The sequence below is a fragment of the Kribbella sp. NPDC049584 genome (assembly GCF_040675555.1).
GTDB lineage: Bacteria > Actinomycetota > Actinomycetes > Propionibacteriales > Kribbellaceae > Kribbella.
Window position 1 is genome coordinate 193894 of the sequence record NZ_JBFAPF010000008.1, and the last position, 20325, is coordinate 214218.

At 67.2% G+C, this 20325-nt stretch carries 17 protein-coding genes; 10 read left to right on the forward strand and 7 right to left on the reverse strand.

Annotation, left to right across the window (positions count from 1 at the left end; genetic code table 11):
* Positions 1 to 128: 128 nt before the first annotated feature.
* The gene (locus AB0J62_RS26355; protein ID WP_363876446.1) at positions 129 to 1340 is read right to left on the reverse strand and encodes a hypothetical protein; all 1212 of its coding nucleotides are present in this window, start codon (positions 1338 to 1340) and stop codon (positions 129 to 131) included.
* Between the two features lie 344 nt (positions 1341 to 1684).
* Between AB0J62_RS26355 and AB0J62_RS26360 the strand changes: the two genes are divergently transcribed.
* From AB0J62_RS26360 to AB0J62_RS26380, 5 genes are all read left to right on the forward strand, one after another.
* Complete coding sequence (locus tag AB0J62_RS26360) at positions 1685 to 2983, forward strand: sugar ABC transporter substrate-binding protein (RefSeq protein ID WP_363876449.1); 1299 nt, start codon at positions 1685 to 1687, stop codon at positions 2981 to 2983.
* 209 nt (positions 2984 to 3192) lie between these two features.
* The gene (locus AB0J62_RS26365; RefSeq protein WP_363876452.1) at positions 3193 to 3858 is read left to right on the forward strand and encodes a sugar ABC transporter permease; all 666 of its coding nucleotides are present in this window, start codon (positions 3193 to 3195) and stop codon (positions 3856 to 3858) included.
* The gene (locus AB0J62_RS26370; protein ID WP_363876455.1) at positions 3843 to 4667 is read left to right on the forward strand and encodes a carbohydrate ABC transporter permease; all 825 of its coding nucleotides are present in this window, start codon (positions 3843 to 3845) and stop codon (positions 4665 to 4667) included. The genes AB0J62_RS26365 and AB0J62_RS26370 overlap by 16 nt, the downstream gene beginning before the upstream one ends.
* Positions 4664 to 5293 carry a hypothetical protein gene (locus AB0J62_RS26375; RefSeq protein WP_363876458.1) on the forward strand — a complete coding sequence of 210 codons (630 nt, stop codon included), beginning with the start codon at positions 4664 to 4666 and terminating at the stop codon, positions 5291 to 5293. Before AB0J62_RS26370 ends, AB0J62_RS26375 begins: the two co-directional genes overlap by 4 nt.
* Positions 5277 to 7754, forward strand: coding sequence for a GH116 family glycosyl-hydrolase (locus AB0J62_RS26380; RefSeq protein WP_363876461.1), 2478 nt, complete (start codon positions 5277 to 5279; stop codon positions 7752 to 7754). The genes AB0J62_RS26375 and AB0J62_RS26380 overlap by 17 nt, the downstream gene beginning before the upstream one ends.
* A gap of 79 nt (positions 7755 to 7833) precedes the next feature.
* On the opposite strand, the gene AB0J62_RS26385 is transcribed toward AB0J62_RS26380, so the two are convergent.
* Both AB0J62_RS26385 and adh read right to left on the reverse strand, forming a co-directional pair.
* Positions 7834 to 8211, reverse strand: coding sequence for a DUF779 domain-containing protein (locus tag AB0J62_RS26385; RefSeq protein ID WP_363876464.1), 378 nt, complete (start codon positions 8209 to 8211; stop codon positions 7834 to 7836).
* Between the two features lie 2 nt (positions 8212 to 8213).
* Positions 8214 to 9737, reverse strand: coding sequence for an aldehyde dehydrogenase (gene adh, locus AB0J62_RS26390; RefSeq protein ID WP_363876467.1), 1524 nt, complete (start codon positions 9735 to 9737; stop codon positions 8214 to 8216).
* 83 nt (positions 9738 to 9820) lie between these two features.
* Between adh and AB0J62_RS26395 the strand changes: the two genes are divergently transcribed.
* The 5 genes from AB0J62_RS26395 (at position 9821) to AB0J62_RS26415 (ending at position 16926) form a co-directional block, all read left to right on the forward strand.
* Positions 9821 to 11272 carry a GAF domain-containing protein gene (locus AB0J62_RS26395; protein WP_363876470.1) on the forward strand — a complete coding sequence of 484 codons (1452 nt, stop codon included), beginning with the start codon at positions 9821 to 9823 and terminating at the stop codon, positions 11270 to 11272.
* Positions 11273 to 11355: 83 nt separating this feature from the next.
* Entirely contained in the window at positions 11356 to 13524 is a 2169-nt protein-coding gene (locus tag AB0J62_RS26400) for a (Fe-S)-binding protein (protein ID WP_363876473.1), read from the forward strand.
* A gap of 88 nt (positions 13525 to 13612) precedes the next feature.
* The gene (locus AB0J62_RS26405) at positions 13613 to 14404 is read left to right on the forward strand and encodes a hypothetical protein (protein ID WP_363876476.1); all 792 of its coding nucleotides are present in this window, start codon (positions 13613 to 13615) and stop codon (positions 14402 to 14404) included.
* A 99-nt stretch (positions 14405 to 14503) separates the two neighbouring features.
* Positions 14504 to 16075, forward strand: coding sequence for an alkaline phosphatase D family protein (locus AB0J62_RS26410; protein WP_363876479.1), 1572 nt, complete (start codon positions 14504 to 14506; stop codon positions 16073 to 16075).
* The gene (locus AB0J62_RS26415; RefSeq protein ID WP_363876482.1) at positions 16072 to 16926 is read left to right on the forward strand and encodes a hypothetical protein; all 855 of its coding nucleotides are present in this window, start codon (positions 16072 to 16074) and stop codon (positions 16924 to 16926) included. The genes AB0J62_RS26410 and AB0J62_RS26415 overlap by 4 nt, the downstream gene beginning before the upstream one ends.
* On the opposite strand, the gene AB0J62_RS26420 is transcribed toward AB0J62_RS26415, so the two are convergent.
* The 4 genes from AB0J62_RS26420 to AB0J62_RS26435 form a co-directional block, all read right to left on the reverse strand.
* Complete coding sequence (locus AB0J62_RS26420; RefSeq protein WP_363876485.1) at positions 16914 to 18254, reverse strand: HAMP domain-containing sensor histidine kinase; 1341 nt, start codon at positions 18252 to 18254, stop codon at positions 16914 to 16916. The genes AB0J62_RS26415 and AB0J62_RS26420 overlap by 13 nt on opposite strands.
* Positions 18251 to 18922 carry a response regulator transcription factor gene (locus AB0J62_RS26425; RefSeq protein ID WP_363876488.1) on the reverse strand — a complete coding sequence of 224 codons (672 nt, stop codon included), beginning with the start codon at positions 18920 to 18922 and terminating at the stop codon, positions 18251 to 18253. The genes AB0J62_RS26420 and AB0J62_RS26425 overlap by 4 nt, the downstream gene beginning before the upstream one ends.
* A gap of 57 nt (positions 18923 to 18979) precedes the next feature.
* Entirely contained in the window at positions 18980 to 19612 is a 633-nt protein-coding gene (locus AB0J62_RS26430) for a hypothetical protein (RefSeq protein ID WP_363876491.1), read from the reverse strand.
* A gap of 189 nt (positions 19613 to 19801) precedes the next feature.
* On the reverse strand, positions 19802 to 20251 hold the full coding sequence (locus AB0J62_RS26435) for a hypothetical protein (protein WP_363876494.1): 450 nt from the start codon (positions 20249 to 20251) through the stop codon (positions 19802 to 19804).
* Between the last annotated feature and the right edge of the window lie 74 nt (positions 20252 to 20325).

Genomic DNA, 20325 nt, shown 5'->3' on the forward strand with positions numbered 1-20325 from the left:
CTGGGGAAGAGAAATCCCCGGAATGTCGTGGAGTCGAGGGTTGTCCTTCGTGCTCGGAACAGTACTAGGAGCGACCGGACAATGGTTGCACGCAGCCACTGTCCGGTCGCCCAGAGTGTTACAGCGGGTCAGAAGGCGCCGGCGCCGTTCGGAGTACCGAGGCCGGTCGGGCCGTCCCAGCCGGTCCGGGCGTTGCACCACTGGGTCGTGGGGCACGAACCGTTGCTGCCGCTGGTCACGTCGAACAGCGAGCCCGGGTGGGCGTACGGGAACGAGTTCGCGTAGCCGCTGGTGTTGCCGGACAGCGCGTAGACCGCGGCAATGATCGGCGCGGCCTCGCTGGTCCCGCCGAACTGCGCCCAGGTCGACGCGGTCTTGCTCGTCGGGTAGTAGATCGCCATGCCGCCCTTGCCCGGGTCGGCCGCGGCCGAGACGTCCGCCATCGCACGCTTCGAGCAGCCGGTGCTGAACGACGCTGCGCCCGGCAGCGCGGTGTTGTACGTCGAGCAGCCCGAGCCCGCACCGCTCCACACGGTCTCGCTCCAGCCCCGAGAGTTGCTGGCGGCAACCAACGACGTACCGCCGACGGCCGTCGTGTACGACGAGGACGCCGGGTAGCTGCCGCCCTGGTAGCCGTCGTCACCGGTCGACGCGGTGACTGCGATGCCCGGGTGGTTGTAGTACGCGCCGTAGGTTGCATCGGAGGCGTCGCCGCCGCCGTAGCTGTTCGAGATCGCCACCACACCCGCCTGCTTGGCCGCGGTCTGGACCGCAGTGCCGAGGTCGGCGAAGCTCGCGGAGTTGGCCTGTACGACGACGATCTTCGCGTCCGGCGCCGCCGCGGAGACCGCGTCGACGTCGAGCGCCTGCTCGCCGGCCCAGCCCGCGTTGAACCGCGGCAGCGACGTGCCGCCGGTCTGGTTGATCACCTTCAGGCAGCCGTTGGCGGTCGTACACGCGGACAGGCCGAACTGGGAACGGTAGACGCCGAGGTCGCGCTCCAGATTCGGGTAGCCGTAGGCGTCGACGATGGCGACCGTGCGGCCGCCGGCGCTGAGGCCGTTGAGCTTGTACGCGTCGCGCAGACCGGTCGGGGTCAGGCCGGTCGACGGCGGCGAGGTGGCCGCCGGTGTGAACCCGTCCGGGTTCACCAGTTTCACCGCGTTGCAGCTGGCGGTGTGCTTGGCCTTCGCGGCCGAGCAGACGCGGGCGGCGTGCTTCCCGGCGGTGTAGGGGGTGGTGGCCGCGTCGGCTCCCGATGCGGACACAGCTTGGACGGTCAGTCCCGCGACGGCCAGTGCGCCGACGCCCAGGGCGGACACGAGAATCCGTTGCCTCAACTGGACTCCTCGAGTTGGGCAGACCTCCGTTCACACGACCCTCACGGCCGGGGCGGAGGCCAGCATTAATGGGGGGTCTTCGCATCGTCCGTCGGCCGGACGCAGGGACGCCAGCGATCGGGCCGATGACAAATGTCATGGGTGAACCCATGACACCCGCCCCGATCCGCCCGAATTTCCGCGTGATCGCGGGCTTACACAGGGTGCGCGTCGCGGTGAAGGTTTCCCCCTGAGTTTCCCGGGCGCCGAGTCTTGACACGGTTTGGACAGCCGGGGCTATGCTGCCGGGAACCTTCGAGAAATCGATTTCCCTGCCTGGAGGTCCGGTCATGGATCAGCCCCTGATGAGTCGGCGAACCCTCAGTCGACGGCACCTTCTCCAGGCGACGGGAGGTACTGCGCTGGCCGCCGCGCTGGCCGCCTGCGGTGGTGGTGGCGGGAGCGGCGGCGGCTCGTCGTCCAAGGAGCTCTCGTTCGTGTACATGGGCACGGCCGAGCAGCAGGCGACGTGGAACAAGCTGTTCGCGAAGTTCACCGAGCAGCACCCGGAGATCAAGCTCAAGGCCGAGGGCATTCCGCTGTCGAACTGGGGCGACTTCTTCAACAAGCTGTCCACCCGGATCGCCGGCGGTCAGGTGCCGGACGTCATCCAGATCGCGACCGAGGGGCAGCGGCTGTTCGCGTCCAAGGGCCTGCTCGCGCCGCTCGACGACTACATCGCCAAGGACAAGTCGACGATCGACGAGTACTACGGCGACATGGATCCGAACCTGGTCGAGTGGGACAAGAAGTACGCGTCGACCGACGGCAAGACGTACTACCTGCCGGGCGAGTTCAACACGATGTGCATGTGGTACTCCAAGGAGCTGTTCGCGAAGGCCGGCGTACCCGAGCCGACGCCGAAGTGGACGTGGGACGACTTCCGGCAGGCGTGCGAGCAGATCAAGGCCAAGACGGGTGCGTTCGGGTACGCCGCAGGCCCGGAGTACTTCGCGGCGATCATGCCGTGGCTGTTGACCAACGGGACCAGTAGCTTCAGCGACGACTGGTCCAAGCCGACGTACGACGACCCTCGCGTCATCGAGGCCGCTGACTTCAACCGGAAGCTGGTCGCCGACAAGCTGTCGCCGCCGCCCGGCGGCACGTTCGACGCGACGACCGCGGCGGCGCAGGGCAAGCTGGCGATGTTCGGCGGCGGGCGCTGGCCGATCATCAGCATCCGGAACCTGAAGGCGACCGCGAAGATGGGGATCGTGCCGTGGCCGGTGAAGGCCGGACAGGGCTCGCCGGTCGGCTGGAACGGGTACCCGATCCTGAAGGCGTCGAAGAAGAAGGACGACGCCTGGACGTTCATCAAGTTCCTGATCTCAAAGGAAGGCTCGTCGTTCTTCGCCCAGCTGGGCGGGACGATCGTGCCGGCCCGCAAGTCGGTCGCGAACAGCCAGTCGTTCCTCGAGGACGCGCCGAAGGGCACGGAGTACCTGTACCAGGCGCTGTCCTACGCGACGCCGATCCCGTCGCCGGACAAGGGCGCCGCCGTACAGAAGGCGATCGAGGACGGCTGGAAGCAGGTGCTCACCGGGAATGCCTCGCCGGCCGACGCGCTGCGCAAGGCGCAGACCACGCTGGAGGGATTGGTCTGAAACCCCCTCTGAAACCACAGCGCCGGGACTGGCTGCCGGGCTACCTGTTCATCAGCCCTGCCGTCCTGCTCTTCGTCGTCTTCGTCGCCCTGCCGCTGGTCGCGGCGTTCGGGCTGAGCCTGTTCCACTGGGATCTGCTGAGTACGCCGGAGTTCGCCGGGCTGGACAACTTCAAGCAACTGGTCAGCGACGGCGCGACGATCCGGGCCGTGATCAACACGTTCGTGTTCGCGCTGGCGTCGGTGGTGACGCACATCGGGCTGGGCATGCTGCTTGCGCTCGGCGTGCATCGGACGATGATGCGCGGGACGAAGTACTTCGTGCGGACGGCCTACTTCTTTCCGTTCCTGGTGTCGTGGGCCGCGGTCGCCTTGATCTGGAAGTACGTTCTGGATCCGGCTTTCGGGCTGGCGAACTACTACCTCTCGACCACGACGAACTGGTTGGCGTCGCCAACGTGGGCGCTGCCAACGCTGATCGTGGTCGACTGGTGGCACACGATCGGGTACACGTTCATCATCCTGCTCGCCGGGCTGCAAACGGTGCCCGCGCAGTTGCACGAGGCAGCCCGGGTGGACGGCGCGAACGCGTGGTGGCGGTTCTGGAGCGTGACGTTACCGGTGATGTCGCCGACGATCTTCTTCGCGACCGTGATCACGTTCATCGGCGCGTTCCAGATCTTCGACCCGATGGTGATCATGACGCAGGGCGGTCCGGACGGCGCGACCCGAAGCATCGTGCAGTACACCTACGAGAAGGGCTTCCAATCCTTCGAGGTCGGGTACGCCGCCGCACTGTCGCTCGTGCTGTTCGTGGTGATCATGATCGTCACCGGTCTGCAGTTCCGGCTGAGCCGACGGTGGGTGCACCAGTGAAGGGCAAACTGCTCGACCTCATCCTGGTGCTCGGCGGGCTGCTGATGATCGCGCCGTTGGTCTGGTTGGTCGTGAACGCGTTGTCGGAGCCGATCAACGCGTTTCAACTGCCGCCGCAGTGGATCCCGCGTCCGCCGACGCTGCAGAACTTCCAGCAGGTGCCGGATCTGATCCCGTTCGCGCAGATGGCCTGGAACAGTCTGCAGATCGCGGTGCTGACGACGGCGGGGGCCTTGCTCACCAGCGCGCTGGCGGCGTACGCGTTCAACCGGCTGCGGTTCCCGGGGCGCGATCAGATCTTCTCGGTGCTGCTCGCGGCCCTCGTCGTACCTGTTCAGCTGACCGTGGTGCCGATCTTCATCATGATGCGCTGGCTGCATCTGGTGGACACGACCGTGGCGATCTGGTTGCCGGCGTTGGTGAACGTGTTCGGGATCTTCTTCCTGCGGCAGTACATCTCCTCGATCCCGCGGGAGCTGGACGAGGCCGCGATCATGGACGGCGCCGGTCACTTCTGGATCCTGTTCCGGGTGATCCTGCCGCTGGCTCGGCCGGGCCTGACCGCGCTGGGCATCTTCGTCTTCGAGGCCTCGTGGAACAACTTCTTCTGGCCGTACATCTTCCTGTCCTCACCGGAGAAGATGACGCTGCCCGTCGGGCTGGTGTCGCTGCAGGGCGCGATGGGCGGCGGTCCGGCCGTGGTCCTGTTCGCCGCGATCACACTGGTGGTGTTGCCGATCCTCGTACTGTTCCTGATCTTCCAGCGCTCCTTCATCGCCTCCATCGCATCGACGGGCCTCCGCGCATGACCTATCTACCCAGTGCGTTCAAAGCCTTGTGGCACGAACTCCCGTTCCTGGCCGCCGCGGGCGTCCTGGTCTGCACGGGCTCTGGTCTCGTCGTCCTCGTCAGTCCTGGCCTGTCACCCCTCAGCCTTCTGCTGGGTGCGGTTCTGGTCGGACCGACGTGGGCGGCCGTGATTGCCACGACCGACTCCATCGTCCGCGACGATCGTGGCGGCGTCCTGCTGCTACTGCAGAACCTCAAGCGCCACTGTCTTGCCGGGCTCGAGGTCGCCAGTGTTCCTGCGGTCGTCACCGCACTCGCGCTGCTCAACTGGTACGTGTATTCCGGCCCTCTGTTCGCAGTGCCGCTTGCAGTCGGCTGTTGTGCGGGCGTCCTGCTGCTGCTCGCCTCCTGCTACGCCTTCAGCCTGCGGGTCACCGCCGGTTTGCGCGGCAAGAAGCTCTGGTTGGCTGCATTGCAACTAGTTGCACGTGCACCACTAGTGCCGCTCGGCGTACTCGCGCTCGCCTTCGTCGCTCTTCTCCTCGGCACCTCTGTAACTGCCTCGCTGCTTCTGCTCGCCCCCGGTCCGGTGGCGTTGTTCGCCTCTGCTGGTACATGGACGGAGAAACATGCAGTACACCGGTGACAACCTTCGACACTTCGCCCTGCCGCTCGGTGGGCTCGGCACCGGCACGGTCGCGCTGGCCGGCAACGGCGCGCTGCGCCAGTGGCAATTGCACAACATCGGCAATCACGAGGGGCATGTGCCGGATAGCTTCTTCGCCCTTCGTCTCTCGCAGGTCGAGCCGCCGCTGGACGAGATACGTCTGCTGCAAGGGCCGCCGCTGGAGCCGACTGATACTCCGCTGGTGACCGACGACGTGGTGCCGGCTGGTGAGAAGCGGTTGCAGGACGTCATCCCGCCGATCGGCGCGACCACGGTGACTGCGACGTACCCCCAGGCACGTGTGGACTACGAGACCGAGCTGCCTCTCCAGCTGAGCCTGGATGTCTTCAACCCTGTCGTGCCGAGTGACCCGGCCGTCAGCTCACAGCCCGTGGTGGCGTTCACCTTCACGTTGCACAACCCGGGTGAGATCGCGCTGCACGGAAAGCTGGCCGGTGCGTTGCAGAACTCGGTCGGTTGGGACGGCGTGACGCCCATCGACGGCGTCGCTTGCAGCCAGTACGGCGGCAACACCAACCGCATCCGCCGTACCAGCGGCTGGACCCACCTGGTCCTCGAGAACACCACCCTGCCCATCGACCATCCCGGGTCTGGGCAGCTGGTGCTCTCAACTGACACGGCTGATTCGCTCGCCCATCCGCAATGGACCCGCCCCGAGGAATTCGTTGCCTTCCTCAACGGGCCGACCACGCCTGTCAGCGGCGCGAGTGCACCCGGCACGACGTGGAACGGCGGACTGGCCGTCCCGTTCAACCTGCAGCCCGGTGAGACCAAGCAGGTCCGGTTCCTGATCGCGTGGCACTTCCCAAACCGATATGTCGACTTCAACCAGTTCGGCCCGCACCCGGAGTACGGTCACAGCCGCTTCTGGCTCGGCAACGCATACACAGGTCGTACGCCGGACGCCGTCGCGGCGGCCGAGTCCTTCATCGCTCGATGGTCCGAGCAGGACGCGCTGACTGCCGCGTGGGCCGAGGCGTTCGAGTCGAGCAGTCTGCCCGGCGAGGCCGGATCACGGCTCGCTGCGCTCGTAGCCGACGTACGAAGCCCAACGGTGTTCCAAACCGCCGACGGCGACGTGCTGGGGTTCGAGGGTGTGCTCGGTGCGTCGACGGCGATGTGGGGCGGCCGGTACGGCGGCTCGTGTCCGCTCAACTGCACGCACGTGTGGAACTACGAGCAGACGCTCTCCCGCCTCTTCCCGTCGCTGGAGCGGAACATGCGGGACACGGAGTACGACGTAATGCAGGCACCGGAGGGGTACATCCCGCATCGCGTCCGTGCGCCGCTCTACATGAAGCAGCTGTGGGACGTGGTGATCGGCGGCCCGGAGGAGCCGGCTCTGGACGGGATGCTCGGCAGCGTGCTGAAGACGTACCGGGAGGTGCGTCAGGGCGCCGGTCTGGACTGGCTGGGTCGGCGCTGGCCTCAGGTAGTCCGGCTGCTCGATCACATCCACGACAAGTGGCTGCGGGACGGCGTACTGCGTGGCATCCAGCCCAGCACGCACGACATCGACCTGTGTGGCGTCAACTCGTTCATGGGCACGCTCTGGTTGGCGGCGTTGCGTGCTGCTGAGGAGATGGCGTTGCTGCTCGGTGAGGACGGGACGGCGTACCGGAAGCTCTTCGAGGCGGGCAGCAAGGCGTACGACGAGCTGCTGTTCACCGGCGAGTACTACCGGCAGATCCTCGAGCCGGATGAGACCAGGGACTTCCAGTGGGGCGATGGCTGCCTCGCGGACCAGCTGATCGGGCAGTGGTGGGCGCACCAACTCGAGCTCGGTTACATCCTTCCGGCTGACCACGTGCGGACCGCGCTGCCGAACGTCGTACGCCACAACCTACGGACCGGGTTCCACGACTTCGACCACCCGTACCGTGTCTTCGCCGACGCCGACGACACCGGACTCCTCATGTGCACGTGGCCTCACGGCGGGCGCCCCGACGTACCCACCCGGTACTGCGACGAGGTGTGGACGGGATCGGAGTACCAAGTCGCGGCCCACTGCCTGTACGAAGGCCTCACCGACGAAGGCATGTCGATCCTCAACGGCCTCTGGACCCGGTACGACGGCACCCGCCGCAACCCCTTCAACCCGATCGAATGCGGCGACCACTACATCCGCAACGCCGCCGGCTGGTCCGTCCTGGAAGCCCTCACCGGCTACCACCACAACGCCCTCAGCAAAACCATCACCTTCGCGCCACTCCCTCTAGCCCGCTCAGCCGACGGCTGGCACTTCCCCTTCACCACCAACACCGGCTGGGCCACCGCCACCCACTCCCCAGACAACCTCACCCTCACCTGCCACGCAGGCTTCCTGGACCTCTCCACCGTCCACGTCAACGGCACCGAACACTCCATCGACACCCGCATCTACCCCGGCAAACCCTTGGTCATCCACTCGCGCGGGTGACGGTGACTTCAGCAAGATCTGTCAACTAGCTGAAGAGTGCCGGCCGTCCGGCAACGCCACCGGACGGTCGGCACTCGCTTTAGAGGAGGCCGAGCGTTGCGGACTCCTGGTCTGTGAAGAGGCGGGAGCGGATCAGGAAGCGGATGCCCTCGGGGGCCTCTACCGAGAAGCCGCTGCCGCGGCCTTTGACCACGTCGACGGTGAGCTGGGTGTGCTTCCAGTACTCGTACTGGTTCGCGGACATCCAGAACGCGATCGGTGCGTCCAGACCGTCGACGACGAGATCGCCGAGATGCACGTCCGCCGACCCCGTTCGAAATTCCCCGTCCGGGTAGCACATCGGCGAGCTGCCGTCGCAACAGCCACCGGACTGATGGAACATCAGCGGACCGTGCATCTCGGTGAGACGACGGAGCCAGGCCGCCGCCTCGTCCGAGAGCACCACCTTGTCGACCACGATCAGAAGAACCCCAGTTTCGAAGGGCTGTAGCTGACCAGCAGGTTCTTGGTCTGCTGGTAGTGGTCGAGCATCACCTTGTGGTTCTCCCGGCCGATGCCGGAGTTCTTGTACCCGCCGAACGCCGCGTGCGCCGGGTAGGCGTGGTAGTTGTTCGTCCAGACCCGGCCGGCCTGGATCTCCCGCCCGGCCCGGTACGCCGTGTTGATGTCACGCGACCAGACGCCCGCACCCAGGCCGTAGAGCGTGTCGTTGGCGATCTTCATCGCGTCGGCGTAGTCGTCGAACCTGGTCACCGAGACGACCGGCCCGAAGATCTCCTCCTGGAAGATCCGCATCTTGTTGTCGCCCTCGAAGATGGTCGGCTGGATGTAGTACCCGCCGGCCAGGTCACCGTCCAGCTCCGCGCGAGCTCCGCCGGTGAGCACCTTCGCGCCCTCGGCCTGACCGATGTCGATGTAGGCGAGGATCTTCTCGTACTGGTCGTTGCTGGCCTGCGCGCCCATCATCGTCTCGGTGTCGAGCGGGTTGCCCAGCTTGATCGCCTTGGTCCGCGCGGTCGCGTCGGCCAGGAAGTCGTCGTAGATCGACGCCTGGATCAGCGCCCGGGACGGGCAGGTGCAGACCTCACCCTGGTTCAGCGCGAACATCGTGAAGCCCTCGAGCGCCTTGTCGTAGAAGTCGTCCTTCGAGGACGCGACGTCGGCGAAGAACACGTTCGGGCTCTTGCCGCCGAGCTCCAGCGTGACCGGGATGATGTTCTCGGAGGCGTACTGCATGATCAGGCGGCCGGTCGTGGTCTCACCGGTGAACGCGACCTTCGCAACTCTGTTGCTTGAGGCAAGCGGTTTGCCGGCCTCGACGCCGAAGCCGTTGACGATGTTCAGTACGCCGGGCGGCAGCAGGTCGTGGATCAGCTCCAAGAACACGTGGATCGACGCCGGGGTCTGCTCGGCCGGCTTCAGTACGACGGTGTTGCCGGCGGCCAGCGCGGGCGCCAGCTTCCAGGTCGCCATCAGGATCGGGAAGTTCCACGGGATGATCTGCGCGACCACACCGAGCGGCTCGTGGAAGTGGTAGGCGATGGTGTCGTCGTCGATCACCGACACCGAGCCTTCCTGGGCCCGGAGCGCGCCGGCGAAGTACCGGAAGTGGTCGATCACCAGCGGCATGTCCGCGCCGAGCGTCTCGCGCACGGCCTTACCGTTGTCCCACGACTCGGCGACCGCGAGCAGTTCGAGGTTGGCCTCGACCCGGTCGGCGATCTTGTTCAGGATGTTCGCCCGTTCGGCCGGTGAGGTGCGGCCCCAGGCGGGCGCGGCACCATGGGCGGCGTCGAGGGCACGCTCGACGTCGTCCGCCGTACCGCGCGCGATCTCGGTGAAGTTCTCCCCGGTGACCGGAGACGGGTTCTCGAAGTACTGGCCCTTGGCCGGCGGCACCCACTCGCCACCGATGTAATGCTCGTAGCGCGATTTGTAGGTGACCGGGCTGCCATCCTGCCCGGGAGCTGCGAAGATCGTCATAGGTCCTCCTCGGATACCCGACGGTGGGAACGACCCTAGGTGGCGGGACGTTGCACGGACGTTGCAGCGCGGAGTGAGGCGGTATGGACCAACGGGAGCAGGCCCGGCGGCTGAGCGGGCTGTACGACGAGGTGCTCGGCGGCAGGCGGGCGCCGGATGCGCCGCGGGCGCTCGTCGCCGCGTCCTGGGAGCGCTCCCTCGCCGCCGCGGTCGACCCGGAGCTCGATCAGCCGCCGGTCGTCGTCGACCAGGAGATGGTCGAGACGCTGCGCGAGAACCATCCGCTCCGCGCCGTCCTGCCGGTGCTGCGGCAGACGCTGACGACGATCGCCGACGAGGCGTCGCACATCATGATCATCACCGATGCCCAGGGCATGATCCTGTGGCGCGAAGGCTCCGCCGAGGTCAAACGCCACGCCGATCGCATCGCGCTCTCCGAAGGTGCGGTGTGGTCCGAGGACCAGATCGGCACGAACGGCATGGGTACGGCGCTGGCGGTCGGCGAGCCCGTCCAGATCCATTCGGCCGAGCATCTGGTACGCCGGATCCACGAGTGGACCTGTGCCGCCGCGCCCGTCCACGACCCAGACACCGGCAAGCTGCTCGGTGCTGTCGACGTCTCCGGACCGTTGCGCACGGTCCATCCCGCAATGGTCGCGCTGGTGACCGCGGCGGCCCAGCTCGCCGAAGGCCAGCTGAAGGTCCGGATGGCCGCGGCCGACGAGATGCTCCGCGCGCGCAACATGCGGCACCTGATGGCGCTCGGCGATGCACCGGGCGCTTTGCTGACCCCGACCGGCCGCGTGCTCGCCGTGCAGCCGCTCGAATGGTTGCCGGACCGCCTCGTCGTACCCGAGGGCGCCGACCGCATCGATCTCGGCGACGGACGCGAAGGACTGATCGAGCGGCTCGACGAGGGCTATCTGCTCCGCATGCCCGGTACGCCGGGACGCCGCTCGCGCCCCTCGCTCCAGCTGAAGCTGCTCGGCGCCGGCCAGCCGATCGCGGTCGTCGGCGGTCGCGAGATCGCGCTGACGTTGCGGCGGGCCGAAGTACTCGCACTGTTATTACTGCACCCGTCGGGTCTCACCGCCGAGCAGCTGATGCTTCAGCTGTACGGCGACGAGGGCAACCCGACGACTGTGCGCGCGGAGATGCACCGGCTACGCAACCTGCTCGGCGGCGGCGTACTCGACACCAAGCCGTACCGGATCATCGCCGACGTCACCGGCGACGTGACCCAGGTCCAGACCGCTCTGCGTCAAGGAAACCTGGACACCGCGCTCAGCCTGTACGCCGGTCCGCTCCTCGCCCGCTCCGACGCCCCGGCCCTGCGGGCGGAGCGTGACGAACTCGACGCCACCATCCGCCGCGCCGTCCTCGACACGCGCAGTCCAGACGTCCTGTGGCAGTTCGCCCAAACGACCACCGGCGCGGAGGACCTGGAGATCTTCGAGTCGCTGGCCGCCGTACTCCCGACCGACGACCCACGCCGCGCCGCGGTCGCCGCGCGCCTCGCCCGACTGGTCGACTGAGCGCAACGTGACACGAAACACGCGGGCGTGATGATGACCGCAAGCACATGACTGACGAGTAACCAACCAATAACATCGCTGGTATGCAGATCCTCGCCATCGTCGTCTCGCTCGCGGTGACGCTTGTCGCCGTTGCGCTGTTCGGCAAGACGATCGGGCACATCGTGTCCGTCATCAAGCTCGGACAGCCGGCCGGCCGGACCGACAACCCAGGCAAGCGAACCGTCACCCTGGCCAAGGAGACCCTCGGCCACACCCGGATGCTGCAGTGGAGTCACATCGGGGTGATGCACTGGTTCGTCGCGTTCGGGTTCATCGGGCTGTTCCTGACCCTTGTGACGGCGTTCGGCCAGCTGTTCGACCCGCACTGGGCGTTGCCGGTCATCGGGCACTGGTTCGTGTTCGAGTGGGTCAGCGAGGCTCTCACCTGGACCGGTCTGGTGTCGATCATCGGTCTGATCGCGATCCGGCTGCGCAACCTGCCTCGCGGCGCGCAAGGTCGCTACAGCCGGTTCTACGGGTCGACGGCCTGGCAGGCCTACTACGTCGAGTACACGATCCTCGGCGTACTGGTCTGCATCCTGCTGCTGCGCGGACTCGAGTACCAGCTCGGCGCTGTGTCCGATTCTGGGGGTGACAAGTTCCACTTCCCGATGACGTTCTTCATCGGCTCCGGGTTGTTCGGCGGGCTGAGCGAGCACGGACTCGAGAATGCGATCTACCTGGTCGCGATGATCAAGATCCTGATCTCGTTCGCGTGGATGATCACGATCTCGCTGAATGCGACGATGGGCGTGGCCTGGCACCGGTTCACCGCCTGGCCGAACATCTGGTTCAAGCGCAAGGCGGACGGCGGTACGGCGCTGGGCGCGCTGCAGCCGATCATGGTCAACGGCGCACCGATCGACTTCGAGAACATCGACGAGCTCGACGAGGACGCGGCGCTGGGTGTCGGCAAGGTCGAGGACTTCACCTGGAAGGGCCTGCTCGACTTCACCACCTGCACCGAGTGCGGCCGCTGCCAGTCGCAGTGCCCGGCCTGGAACACCGACAAGCCGTTGTCGCCGAAGCTCATCATGATGAGCCTGCGCGAACACGCGTACGCCAAAGCGCCGTACCTGCTGGCGAGCGACGACGACACCCGCAAGTCGCTGCCGGAACTCGTGCTCGCCGAGCAGGACAAGCCGTTGGTCGGTCCCGCGGATGTCGCGGTCATCGACGAGGACGCACTGTGGGCCTGTACGTCGTGTGGCGCGTGCGTGCAGCAGTGCCCCGTCGATATCGAGCACGTCGACGCGATCATGGACATGCGCCGGTACCAGGTGCTGATCGAGTCGTCGTTCCCGTCCGAGCTCAACGGGCTGTTCAAGGGCCTGGAGAACAAGGGCAACCCGTGGAACATGAACCCGTCCGGCCGGATGGACTGGGCCAAGGACCTGCCGTTCGAGGTCAAGCAGGTCGGCACGGACGTCGAGTCGCTGGACGAGGTCGAGTACCTGTTCTGGGTCGGCTGCGCCGGCGCGTTCGAGGATCGCGCGAAGAAGACCACGCAGGCGGTGGCCGAGCTGCTGAACATCGCGGGCGTGACCTTCGCCGTACTCGGTGACGGTGAGACCTGTACCGGAGACCCGGCCCGGCGGTCCGGCAACGAGTTCGTCTTCCAGCAGCTGGCGATGCAGAACGCGGAGGTCTTCAAGGAGACAGGAGTCCGCAAGGTCGTCTCCACCTGCGCGCACTGCTTCAACACGTTGAAGAACGAGTACTCGCAGCTCGGTGTCGAGCTCGACGTCATCCACCACACCCAGCTGCTCAACCGCCTCGTCCGCGACGGCAAGCTGACCCCGGTCGCACCCGCGGACAGCTCGCTCAACGGCCAGACGATCACCTACCACGACCCGTGCTACCTCGGCCGCCACAACCAGGTGTACGACGCACCCCGCGAGCTGCTCGACATCATCCCGGGAGCGCAGTACGCCGAGATGCCGCGCAACCAGACGAAGTCGTTCTGCTGCGGCGCGGGCGGTGCACGCATGTGGATGGAAGAGAAGCTCGGCACCCGCATCAACCTCAACCGCACCACCGAGGCGGTCGAGACAGGCGCCGACAAGATCGCCACCGGCTGCCCGTTCTGCCGGGTGATGCTGTCCGACGGCCTTACCGCCAAGCAGGCCGACGGCTCCGCCCGCGAGTCCGTCGAGGTCCAGGACGTCGCGCAACTGCTACTCGCCTCGGTAAAGCGTGGCGAAAGCTGACCTGCAACTAGCTGCAAATCTCTTCCTCCCCAGGTGGTCCAGACCGTAAGATCCGACGGCTGCGCATCACCTGGGGAGGACAAAGTCCATGAAGTACCGCGCTGCGGTGGCCACGCTGGCCGCCGTACCACTCGCTCTCGGCCTGGCCGCCTGCGGCAACAACGACCCGAAGGCCACCGGCTACCGCCCGTCGATCCCGGCCGAGACACCGACCGCGGTCATCACCAAGACCGCACCGCCGATCGTGAAGGCCCCGGCCGCCCGCTTGAACCGGGTCACGTTCGTCCCGGCGATGAACTCCGCGCTGACCAAGCAGAAGTCGTGGCGGATCACCGGCAGGATGACCGTCAACGGCACTGTCGGGATGACCATGAACGGCGTCCAGACCGCGCAGCCGTCGGCGATGTCGATGGAGATGTCCGGCGCGGCCTTCGGCGGCAAGACCGCGAAGATCATCCAGATCAAGAACGTCGCCTACGTGTCGATGCCGGGGACGACGCCGGCCGGCAAGTTCGTGAAGATCAAGGCCTCGGCCGGTGACCTCGGTCAGCTCATCGACAGCGGTGACCCGACCGCGATCTTCAAGTCGTTCGGTTCGAACCTCGGTAGCGTGAAGTTCGTCGGCGCGGAGACCATCGGCGGCGAGGCGCTGGACCGCTACGACGTGACGGTCGACACCGCCAAGGCGCTGGCCCTGCAGCACAAGAAGCCGCCGGCCTCCGCACCGAAGACGATGACCTACAGCCTGTGGATGGACAAGTCGCACCTGGTCCGGCGGATGTCCTTCGATCTGCTCGGCATCTCGATGCTGATGACGATGACCGACTACAACAAGCCGGTGCACATCACCGCGCCGCCGGCGAGCAAGGTCGTGAAGTAACGACCGGAACCGGTCAGATCCCACCCGATTGTGTGAACTTCTCGTAATCTCCCGTTACGGATGTGATCACCTCTCGATGATCGGGTGGGGCCTGTGCCGATGCGGAGTAGTCGACGAAGCTTTCTGACAGCGACCGGGGCGGCGGCAGCGCTCGCGCTGACCGGCAGTCTCCCGGAGATCAAGAGTGCCGCGGCCGGCTGGACCGGCCGTCCGGACCGGCGGGACCCGTTCACGCTCGGCGTCGCGTCCGGCGATCCGCTCCCGGACGCGGTCGTGATCTGGACCCGGCTCGCGCCGGATCCGCTCGCGCCGTTCGGCGGCATGGATCGCCGCCCGGTCGACGTGGAGTGGCAGGTCGCGGAGGACGAGCACTTCCGCCGTGTCGTCCGCCACGGTTCGGTGAAGGCTGGTCCCGAAGCGAGTCACTCGGTCCACGTCGACGTCCGCGGGCTGCGTCCATGGCGGCACTACTGGTACCGCTTCCGCGTGAACGGTCACCTCAGCCCGATCGGCCGGACGAAGACCGCGCCGACCGCCGACACCCAACTGTCGAAGCTTTCGCTGGCGTTCGCGTCCTGCCAGGCGTGGTGGGAGGGCTGGTACACGGCGTACGCCGATATGGCGCGGCGCGACCACGACGTCGTGTTCTTCCTCGGAGACTACATCTACGAGTTCGGCATCGACCGCGGCATCCGCCCGCACTCGAACGAGCCGTACATCACCCAGCAGACCGTGACGCTGGACGAATACCGGCAGCGCTATGCGGCGTACAAGCTGGATGCGGATCTTCAGACCGCGCACGCGAACGCGCCCTGGATCGTCACGCTCGACGACCACGAGGTCGTCGACAACTGGGCCGACGAGGCGCATCCGAGCGCGCCGCCCGCGCAGTTCCGGGTACGCCGTGCCAACGCGTTCCGCGCGTACTGGGAGCACATGCCGCTGCGGCTCGCACAACTGCCGACAGGCCCGGACATGCAGCTCTACCGGCGGATCAAGTACGGGCGGCTCGCGGAGTTCAACGTGCTGGACACCCGGCAGTACCGATCGGACCAGGCGTACGGCGACGGCACGAAGGCGCCCGGCCCGGAGACCGCCGATCCGGCCCGCACGATCACCGGGGACGCGCAAGAGAAGTGGTTGCTCGACGGCTGGTCGGCGTCGCAGGCGCGCTGGAACGTGATGGCGCACCAGACCGCGATCGCCCGCCTCGACACCAAGGACGGGCCGGAGGTGCTCGTCCCGATGGACACCTGGGACGGGTACGAGGCGTCGCGGAACCGGATCCTCGGCGGCGCCGCGCAGCGCAAGGTCCGCAATCTCGTGTCGATCGCCGGCGACCTGCACCGCAGCGTCGCCTCGGACCTCAAGCTCGACTTCACCGATCCGGCGTCGGCGACGGTCGGCGCGGAGTTCGTCGGTACGTCGATCTCGTCCGGGATGGACGGCGAGGACCTGGATGCGGGTGGTGCCACCTTGCTGCGGGAGAACCCGCACCTGAGGTTCGGCAACTTCCAGCGCGGCTACGTCAGCTGCACGGTCACACCGCAGCAGTGGATCTCGGACTACCGCGTCGTCGACAAGGTGTCGGTCCAGCACGGCACTGTCAGCACCCGCGCCAAGCTCCTCGTCGAGGACGGCCGCCCCGGCATCTCGGAGGTCCAGGAATGAACATCCCCCGGCAGACCGTGATCGCGGCCGGCACGCTCGTGGCGGCCGCCCTGCTCGGCTCCAGCTCGGTGCCCAAGGCAACTACTTCGGACGTGGCGGTGAGCGTCGCGCCGGAGCAACTGAGCGTCGTCGGCCTCCCGTGCTTCCCGGGCCTGCTCAACCTGACGATGACGAACACCGGCTCGCAGGACCGGTACGCCGATCTCACGCTCGACCCGACCGGTCCGCTGCAGCTGTCCCGCACCCTGTTCTCATCCTGGCTGCCCGCACTCGATCCGGACCAGCCGGTCTCCGCACCCGTCGAGGTCCGCGTACCGCGCGACGCCAAGCCCGGCGCGTACAAGATCGGCGTCGAGGTCGACCGCAAGCGCGTGACCGTACCGGTGACCGTCACCCCGCTACCGCCGAAGGGTCCCGGCGACAACCTCGCGCTCGGCGAGCAGGCAACGGCATCCTCCACCCACGGCAACTTCACCCTCTGCGGCGCCGTCGACGGCGACAAGGATTCCGAGCACTGGGACACGCTGACCGGCTGGAACGACGGCACCCGCGCCGCCTTCCCCGACACGTACGACGTGGCTCTGTCGACGCCGGCCACCATCAACCGGGTCGAGCTCTACACGCTGGACTCCGCGAAGTACCCGGCCCGCGTCAACGGGCTGCGCGACTGGGACGTCCAGGTCAAGACCGGCGACACCTGGCAGACCGTAGCCCAGGTCCGCGGCAACACCGTCGGACACGTCACCTCGACGTTCACCCCCGTCCAGGCGGACGCCGTCCGCATCCTCTGCCTCGACGGCAACGACCACACGTACTCCCGCATCGTCGAACTCGAGGTCTACGGAAGCTGACAGACCGGCAGCTTCAGACGGAGTAGGGCACCGGTCCGGGACGGCACGGCTTCGGCCGTCCCGCCATGTGCCTCGGCGACCTGCCGGACGATGGCCAGACCCAGTCCGGAGCCGGGATGCGCGCGGGCGGCGGGCGAACGGTAGAAGCGGTCGAAGACGAACTTGAGGTCGCTGTCGGGGATCCCCGGGCCGGCGTCCGCGACGTCGAGAGCGCCCGCCTCGAGGCTGATCAGGACCCTGCCGCCAGGCGGGCTCCACTTCACGGCGTTGTCGACGAGGTTCGCAATGGCGCGTTCCAGGGCGTCGGGATCGCCGTGGACGAGGGTGGGCGCGCACGCCAGGTCGAATCCGACCTCTGTTGCCCGGCGTGCCGCGCGGGCCGCGACGCGCTCCGCGACCAGATCGAGACGGACGTCTTCGGTGTGGAACGCGGGTTGACCGTAGCGGGCCAGGTCGACGAGGTCGTTGATCAATGTCCTGAGTTCGCCGGCCTGGCCGAGCGCTTCGGCAGCCAGGTGCGGTGCCTGGGAGTCGGCCAGGTTCTCCGCCAGCAGCTCGAGATTCACGGTCAGGCTCGTGAGTGGTGTGCGCAGTTCGTGCGACGCATCCGCGACCAGGCGCCGCTGGGCACCGACGGATTCGTCCAGCGCGGCGGTCATCCCGGCGAACGCGGAGCCGAGCCGGCCGATCTCGTCCTGGCTGTCGGTGGGGATCGGGATGGCCAGGTCTCCGGTCGTGCGGATCAGTTCGACGGTCTCGGTGAGCCGCCGCACCGGGCGCAGTACGCGGCGTGCTGCCAGGCGCGAGGCAAGTGCGGCCAGAAGTCCGGCGGCTACCGTCGATCCGGCGAGCAGCCAGGCGAGTTGGTGCAGGGTGGGTGCCGGATCGGATTGCGGGATCGCTGTGCGCACGAGCGTTCCGGGTGCCCCTGGGAAGGGTGCGGTGTAGATGCGGTAGGCGATGCCGTCGTAGACCGCCGTACGGAAGTAGGCAGCGGAAGTTCCGTTCGCGACCTCGACGTCGCGGGCGGTGAGGTCGACGAACTCCGTCGACGGCCCGGCCCGGACCGGGTCCGGCACGATCTGCAACTGGGTGCTCCCGATGCCCAGCGGGACACTCGGGAAGGCCGATTCGTTGGCCGTCCCTTTGAACTTCTCCTTGATGGCTTTCGCCACGTCCGGCGCCTTCCCGGCCGCGGCCACCAGCGAGCTGTCGATCTGGCCACGGAGGTTGGCCTCGACGGCCGGGTACAGAACCACCGAGACGAGCAGCATCGCGCCCGCGGCGATAGACCCGCCGGCGATGGCCAGCCGGGTGCGCAGGTTCACGGCTCCTCACGCAGGACGTACCCGAGGCCGCGCACCGTCTGGATCAGTCTGCTCCCGCCGTGCGCTTCGAGCTTGCTGCGCAGGTAGCTGATGTAGACCCACAGCGCGTTCGACTCCGGGCCGAAGTCGTAGCCCCACACCGACTCGAAGATCTGGGTCCGGCTGAGCACCCGTTCGGGGTTGCGCAAGAACAGCTCCAGCAGGGACAACTCTGTCTTGGTCAGCTCGAGGCGCCGGCCGGCGCGTTCGACCCGACGGCCGCTCAGGTCCAGATCGACGTCGGCGAAGTGCAGCACCTCGGCTCGTGCACCGCTACGCCGCAGCAGGGCTCGAAGCCGAGCCCGCAACTCCTCCAGTGCGAAGGGCTTCGCCAGGTAGTCGTCGGCCCCGGCGTCGAGCCCGGCGACCCGGTCGGTGACCAGGTCCCGGGCCGTGAGCATCAGGATCGGCGTATCGTGCCCGCCCGAACGCAGCCGCCGGCAGACCTCGAGGCCGTTCGGTTCGGGCATGAGGACGTCGAGCACCACCGCGTCCGGGCGGAAGACGCCGTGCTCGGCGAGGGCGGACACCCCGTCCATGGCGGACGCCACGTCGTACCCGTCCCGGCGCAACGCACTCTCCAACGACCGCCGTACCGCCGGGTCGTCGTCCACGACAAGTATCCGCATGGTCGTCCATCCTCGCCGTCAATCATGAAGGTCTGATGAGGTCAGACACAACGGCCGTCAGCCGTTGACCAATGACTGCTTCAGCTCTCCCAGCGCGGTCATGAGGCGGTCGGGGCTGACTCCGAGAGAGGCGGCGACCTGACGGAAACCCTTGGAGGTCGGAGTAATGCCGTTCGGTGCCGAGACCAAGGTGATCAGCGCGGCCTTGGCCTTGGCCTGGGAGACGCCGAGCTTCGCGGCCAGGTGCGCCGCCGCGGCGTTTGATGCGAACGGCGACTTCTTCGGGTCGCCTTCGCCCTTACCCTTGGGCTCCGCCTTGTCGCCGGCACGTGGGCGCCCGGGCTGGAGCAGCAGCGGTTCCACGGCCGCTTTGACCCGGGAAACCGGCAGCCCCAGATCGGCCGCGACCGCGGCGACGAATGCCTGCGGCGTCACCTTGGTCCGGCCGGCCAGTGACCGCTTCGCGGCGTCGAGCGCGGCGGTGAGCCGGTCGGTTGTCACCCCGAGCTTCGCCGCGATCGCGGCGAAGTCGGCATCCGCGGCCGGCTTGGACTTCCCGTCCTTTGCCGTGGCACCGGATTTCGCAGCGGGTTTCGGATCCGAACCCGACGTCCCCGCCGACGCCGTACCGGTCGTAGCCAGCGCAGCGAGCACGACCGTGGCCACGATCCGCTGTGAGCGTTTCATCATCGTGAGTCCCCTTCGTCCACAGAACGCGCCGGTCGAGAACCGGCGTCGTGGGAACAACACAAACAGCGCGCCCTCAGGTGTGGTTTCAGCCAGCTTTAGAGCTTCCTTAGAAGCGTGGTCGCAGTACGGAACTGAACAACACGAACGGTTGGCCCGGGCAACGGTCGCCGGCTGGGTCAACCGTTTGAATCAGCCGAGCGCCGCGAGCACGGTCGCCAGCAGCACCACGACGAAGATTCCCCCGACCACGCCGATGAGCGTGCCGATACCTTTCCGCTTCACCTTGCTGTGGCCGATGCTCCCGGACGTGAACTGGTGGTACGGCGACGCGTAGAAGACCGGCACCGCCTGGTTGGGCTGCACCGTGCAGTCGAGCGCGGCCTTGCCATAGACACGAATCCACTGCGAGTGGATGTCGATGTGCAGCGGTCCGGCAGGTACCGGGATGTCGTTCCGCCCGTACTTGACCGGCACCGGGTAACCGTTCAGCTGCACGGTCGGCGGGATCATGTTGGACGTCAACGCGCTGCCCTGGATGGTCAACTGCAGCATCCCCATCGGACCCTGCGGCTGGTACTGCTGCTGCGGCTGGAACTGAGGCGGCTGGAACTGGGGCGGCGGCTGCTGCGGGTAGCTCATGCCGCCAAACGATAGAGCGCGACAGGAGCGCAACGGGCCCGCGGCTGGTTGTAGGTCGCTGACATGACTCATCC

Coding starts and splice junctions, on each gene's coding strand:
- AB0J62_RS26360 (WP_363876449.1), top strand. CDS start 1,685: ATGAGTCGGCGAACCCTCAGTCGACGGCACCTTCTCCAGGCGACGGGA.
- AB0J62_RS26375 (WP_363876458.1), top strand. CDS start 4,664: ATGACCTATCTACCCAGTGCGTTCAAAGCCTTGTGGCACGAACTCCCG.
- AB0J62_RS26380 (WP_363876461.1), top strand. CDS start 5,277: ATGCAGTACACCGGTGACAACCTTCGACACTTCGCCCTGCCGCTCGGT.
- adh (WP_363876467.1), bottom strand. CDS start 9,737: ATGACGATCTTCGCAGCTCCCGGGCAGGATGGCAGCCCGGTCACCTAC.
- AB0J62_RS26395 (WP_363876470.1), top strand. CDS start 9,821: ATGGACCAACGGGAGCAGGCCCGGCGGCTGAGCGGGCTGTACGACGAG.
- AB0J62_RS26400 (WP_363876473.1), top strand. CDS start 11,356: ATGCAGATCCTCGCCATCGTCGTCTCGCTCGCGGTGACGCTTGTCGCC.
- AB0J62_RS26405 (WP_363876476.1), top strand. CDS start 13,613: ATGAAGTACCGCGCTGCGGTGGCCACGCTGGCCGCCGTACCACTCGCT.
- AB0J62_RS26410 (WP_363876479.1), top strand. CDS start 14,504: ATGCGGAGTAGTCGACGAAGCTTTCTGACAGCGACCGGGGCGGCGGCA.
- AB0J62_RS26415 (WP_363876482.1), top strand. CDS start 16,072: ATGAACATCCCCCGGCAGACCGTGATCGCGGCCGGCACGCTCGTGGCG.
- AB0J62_RS26425 (WP_363876488.1), bottom strand. CDS start 18,922: ATGCGGATACTTGTCGTGGACGACGACCCGGCGGTACGGCGGTCGTTG.
- AB0J62_RS26430 (WP_363876491.1), bottom strand. CDS start 19,612: ATGATGAAACGCTCACAGCGGATCGTGGCCACGGTCGTGCTCGCTGCG.
- AB0J62_RS26435 (WP_363876494.1), bottom strand. CDS start 20,251: ATGAGCTACCCGCAGCAGCCGCCGCCCCAGTTCCAGCCGCCTCAGTTC.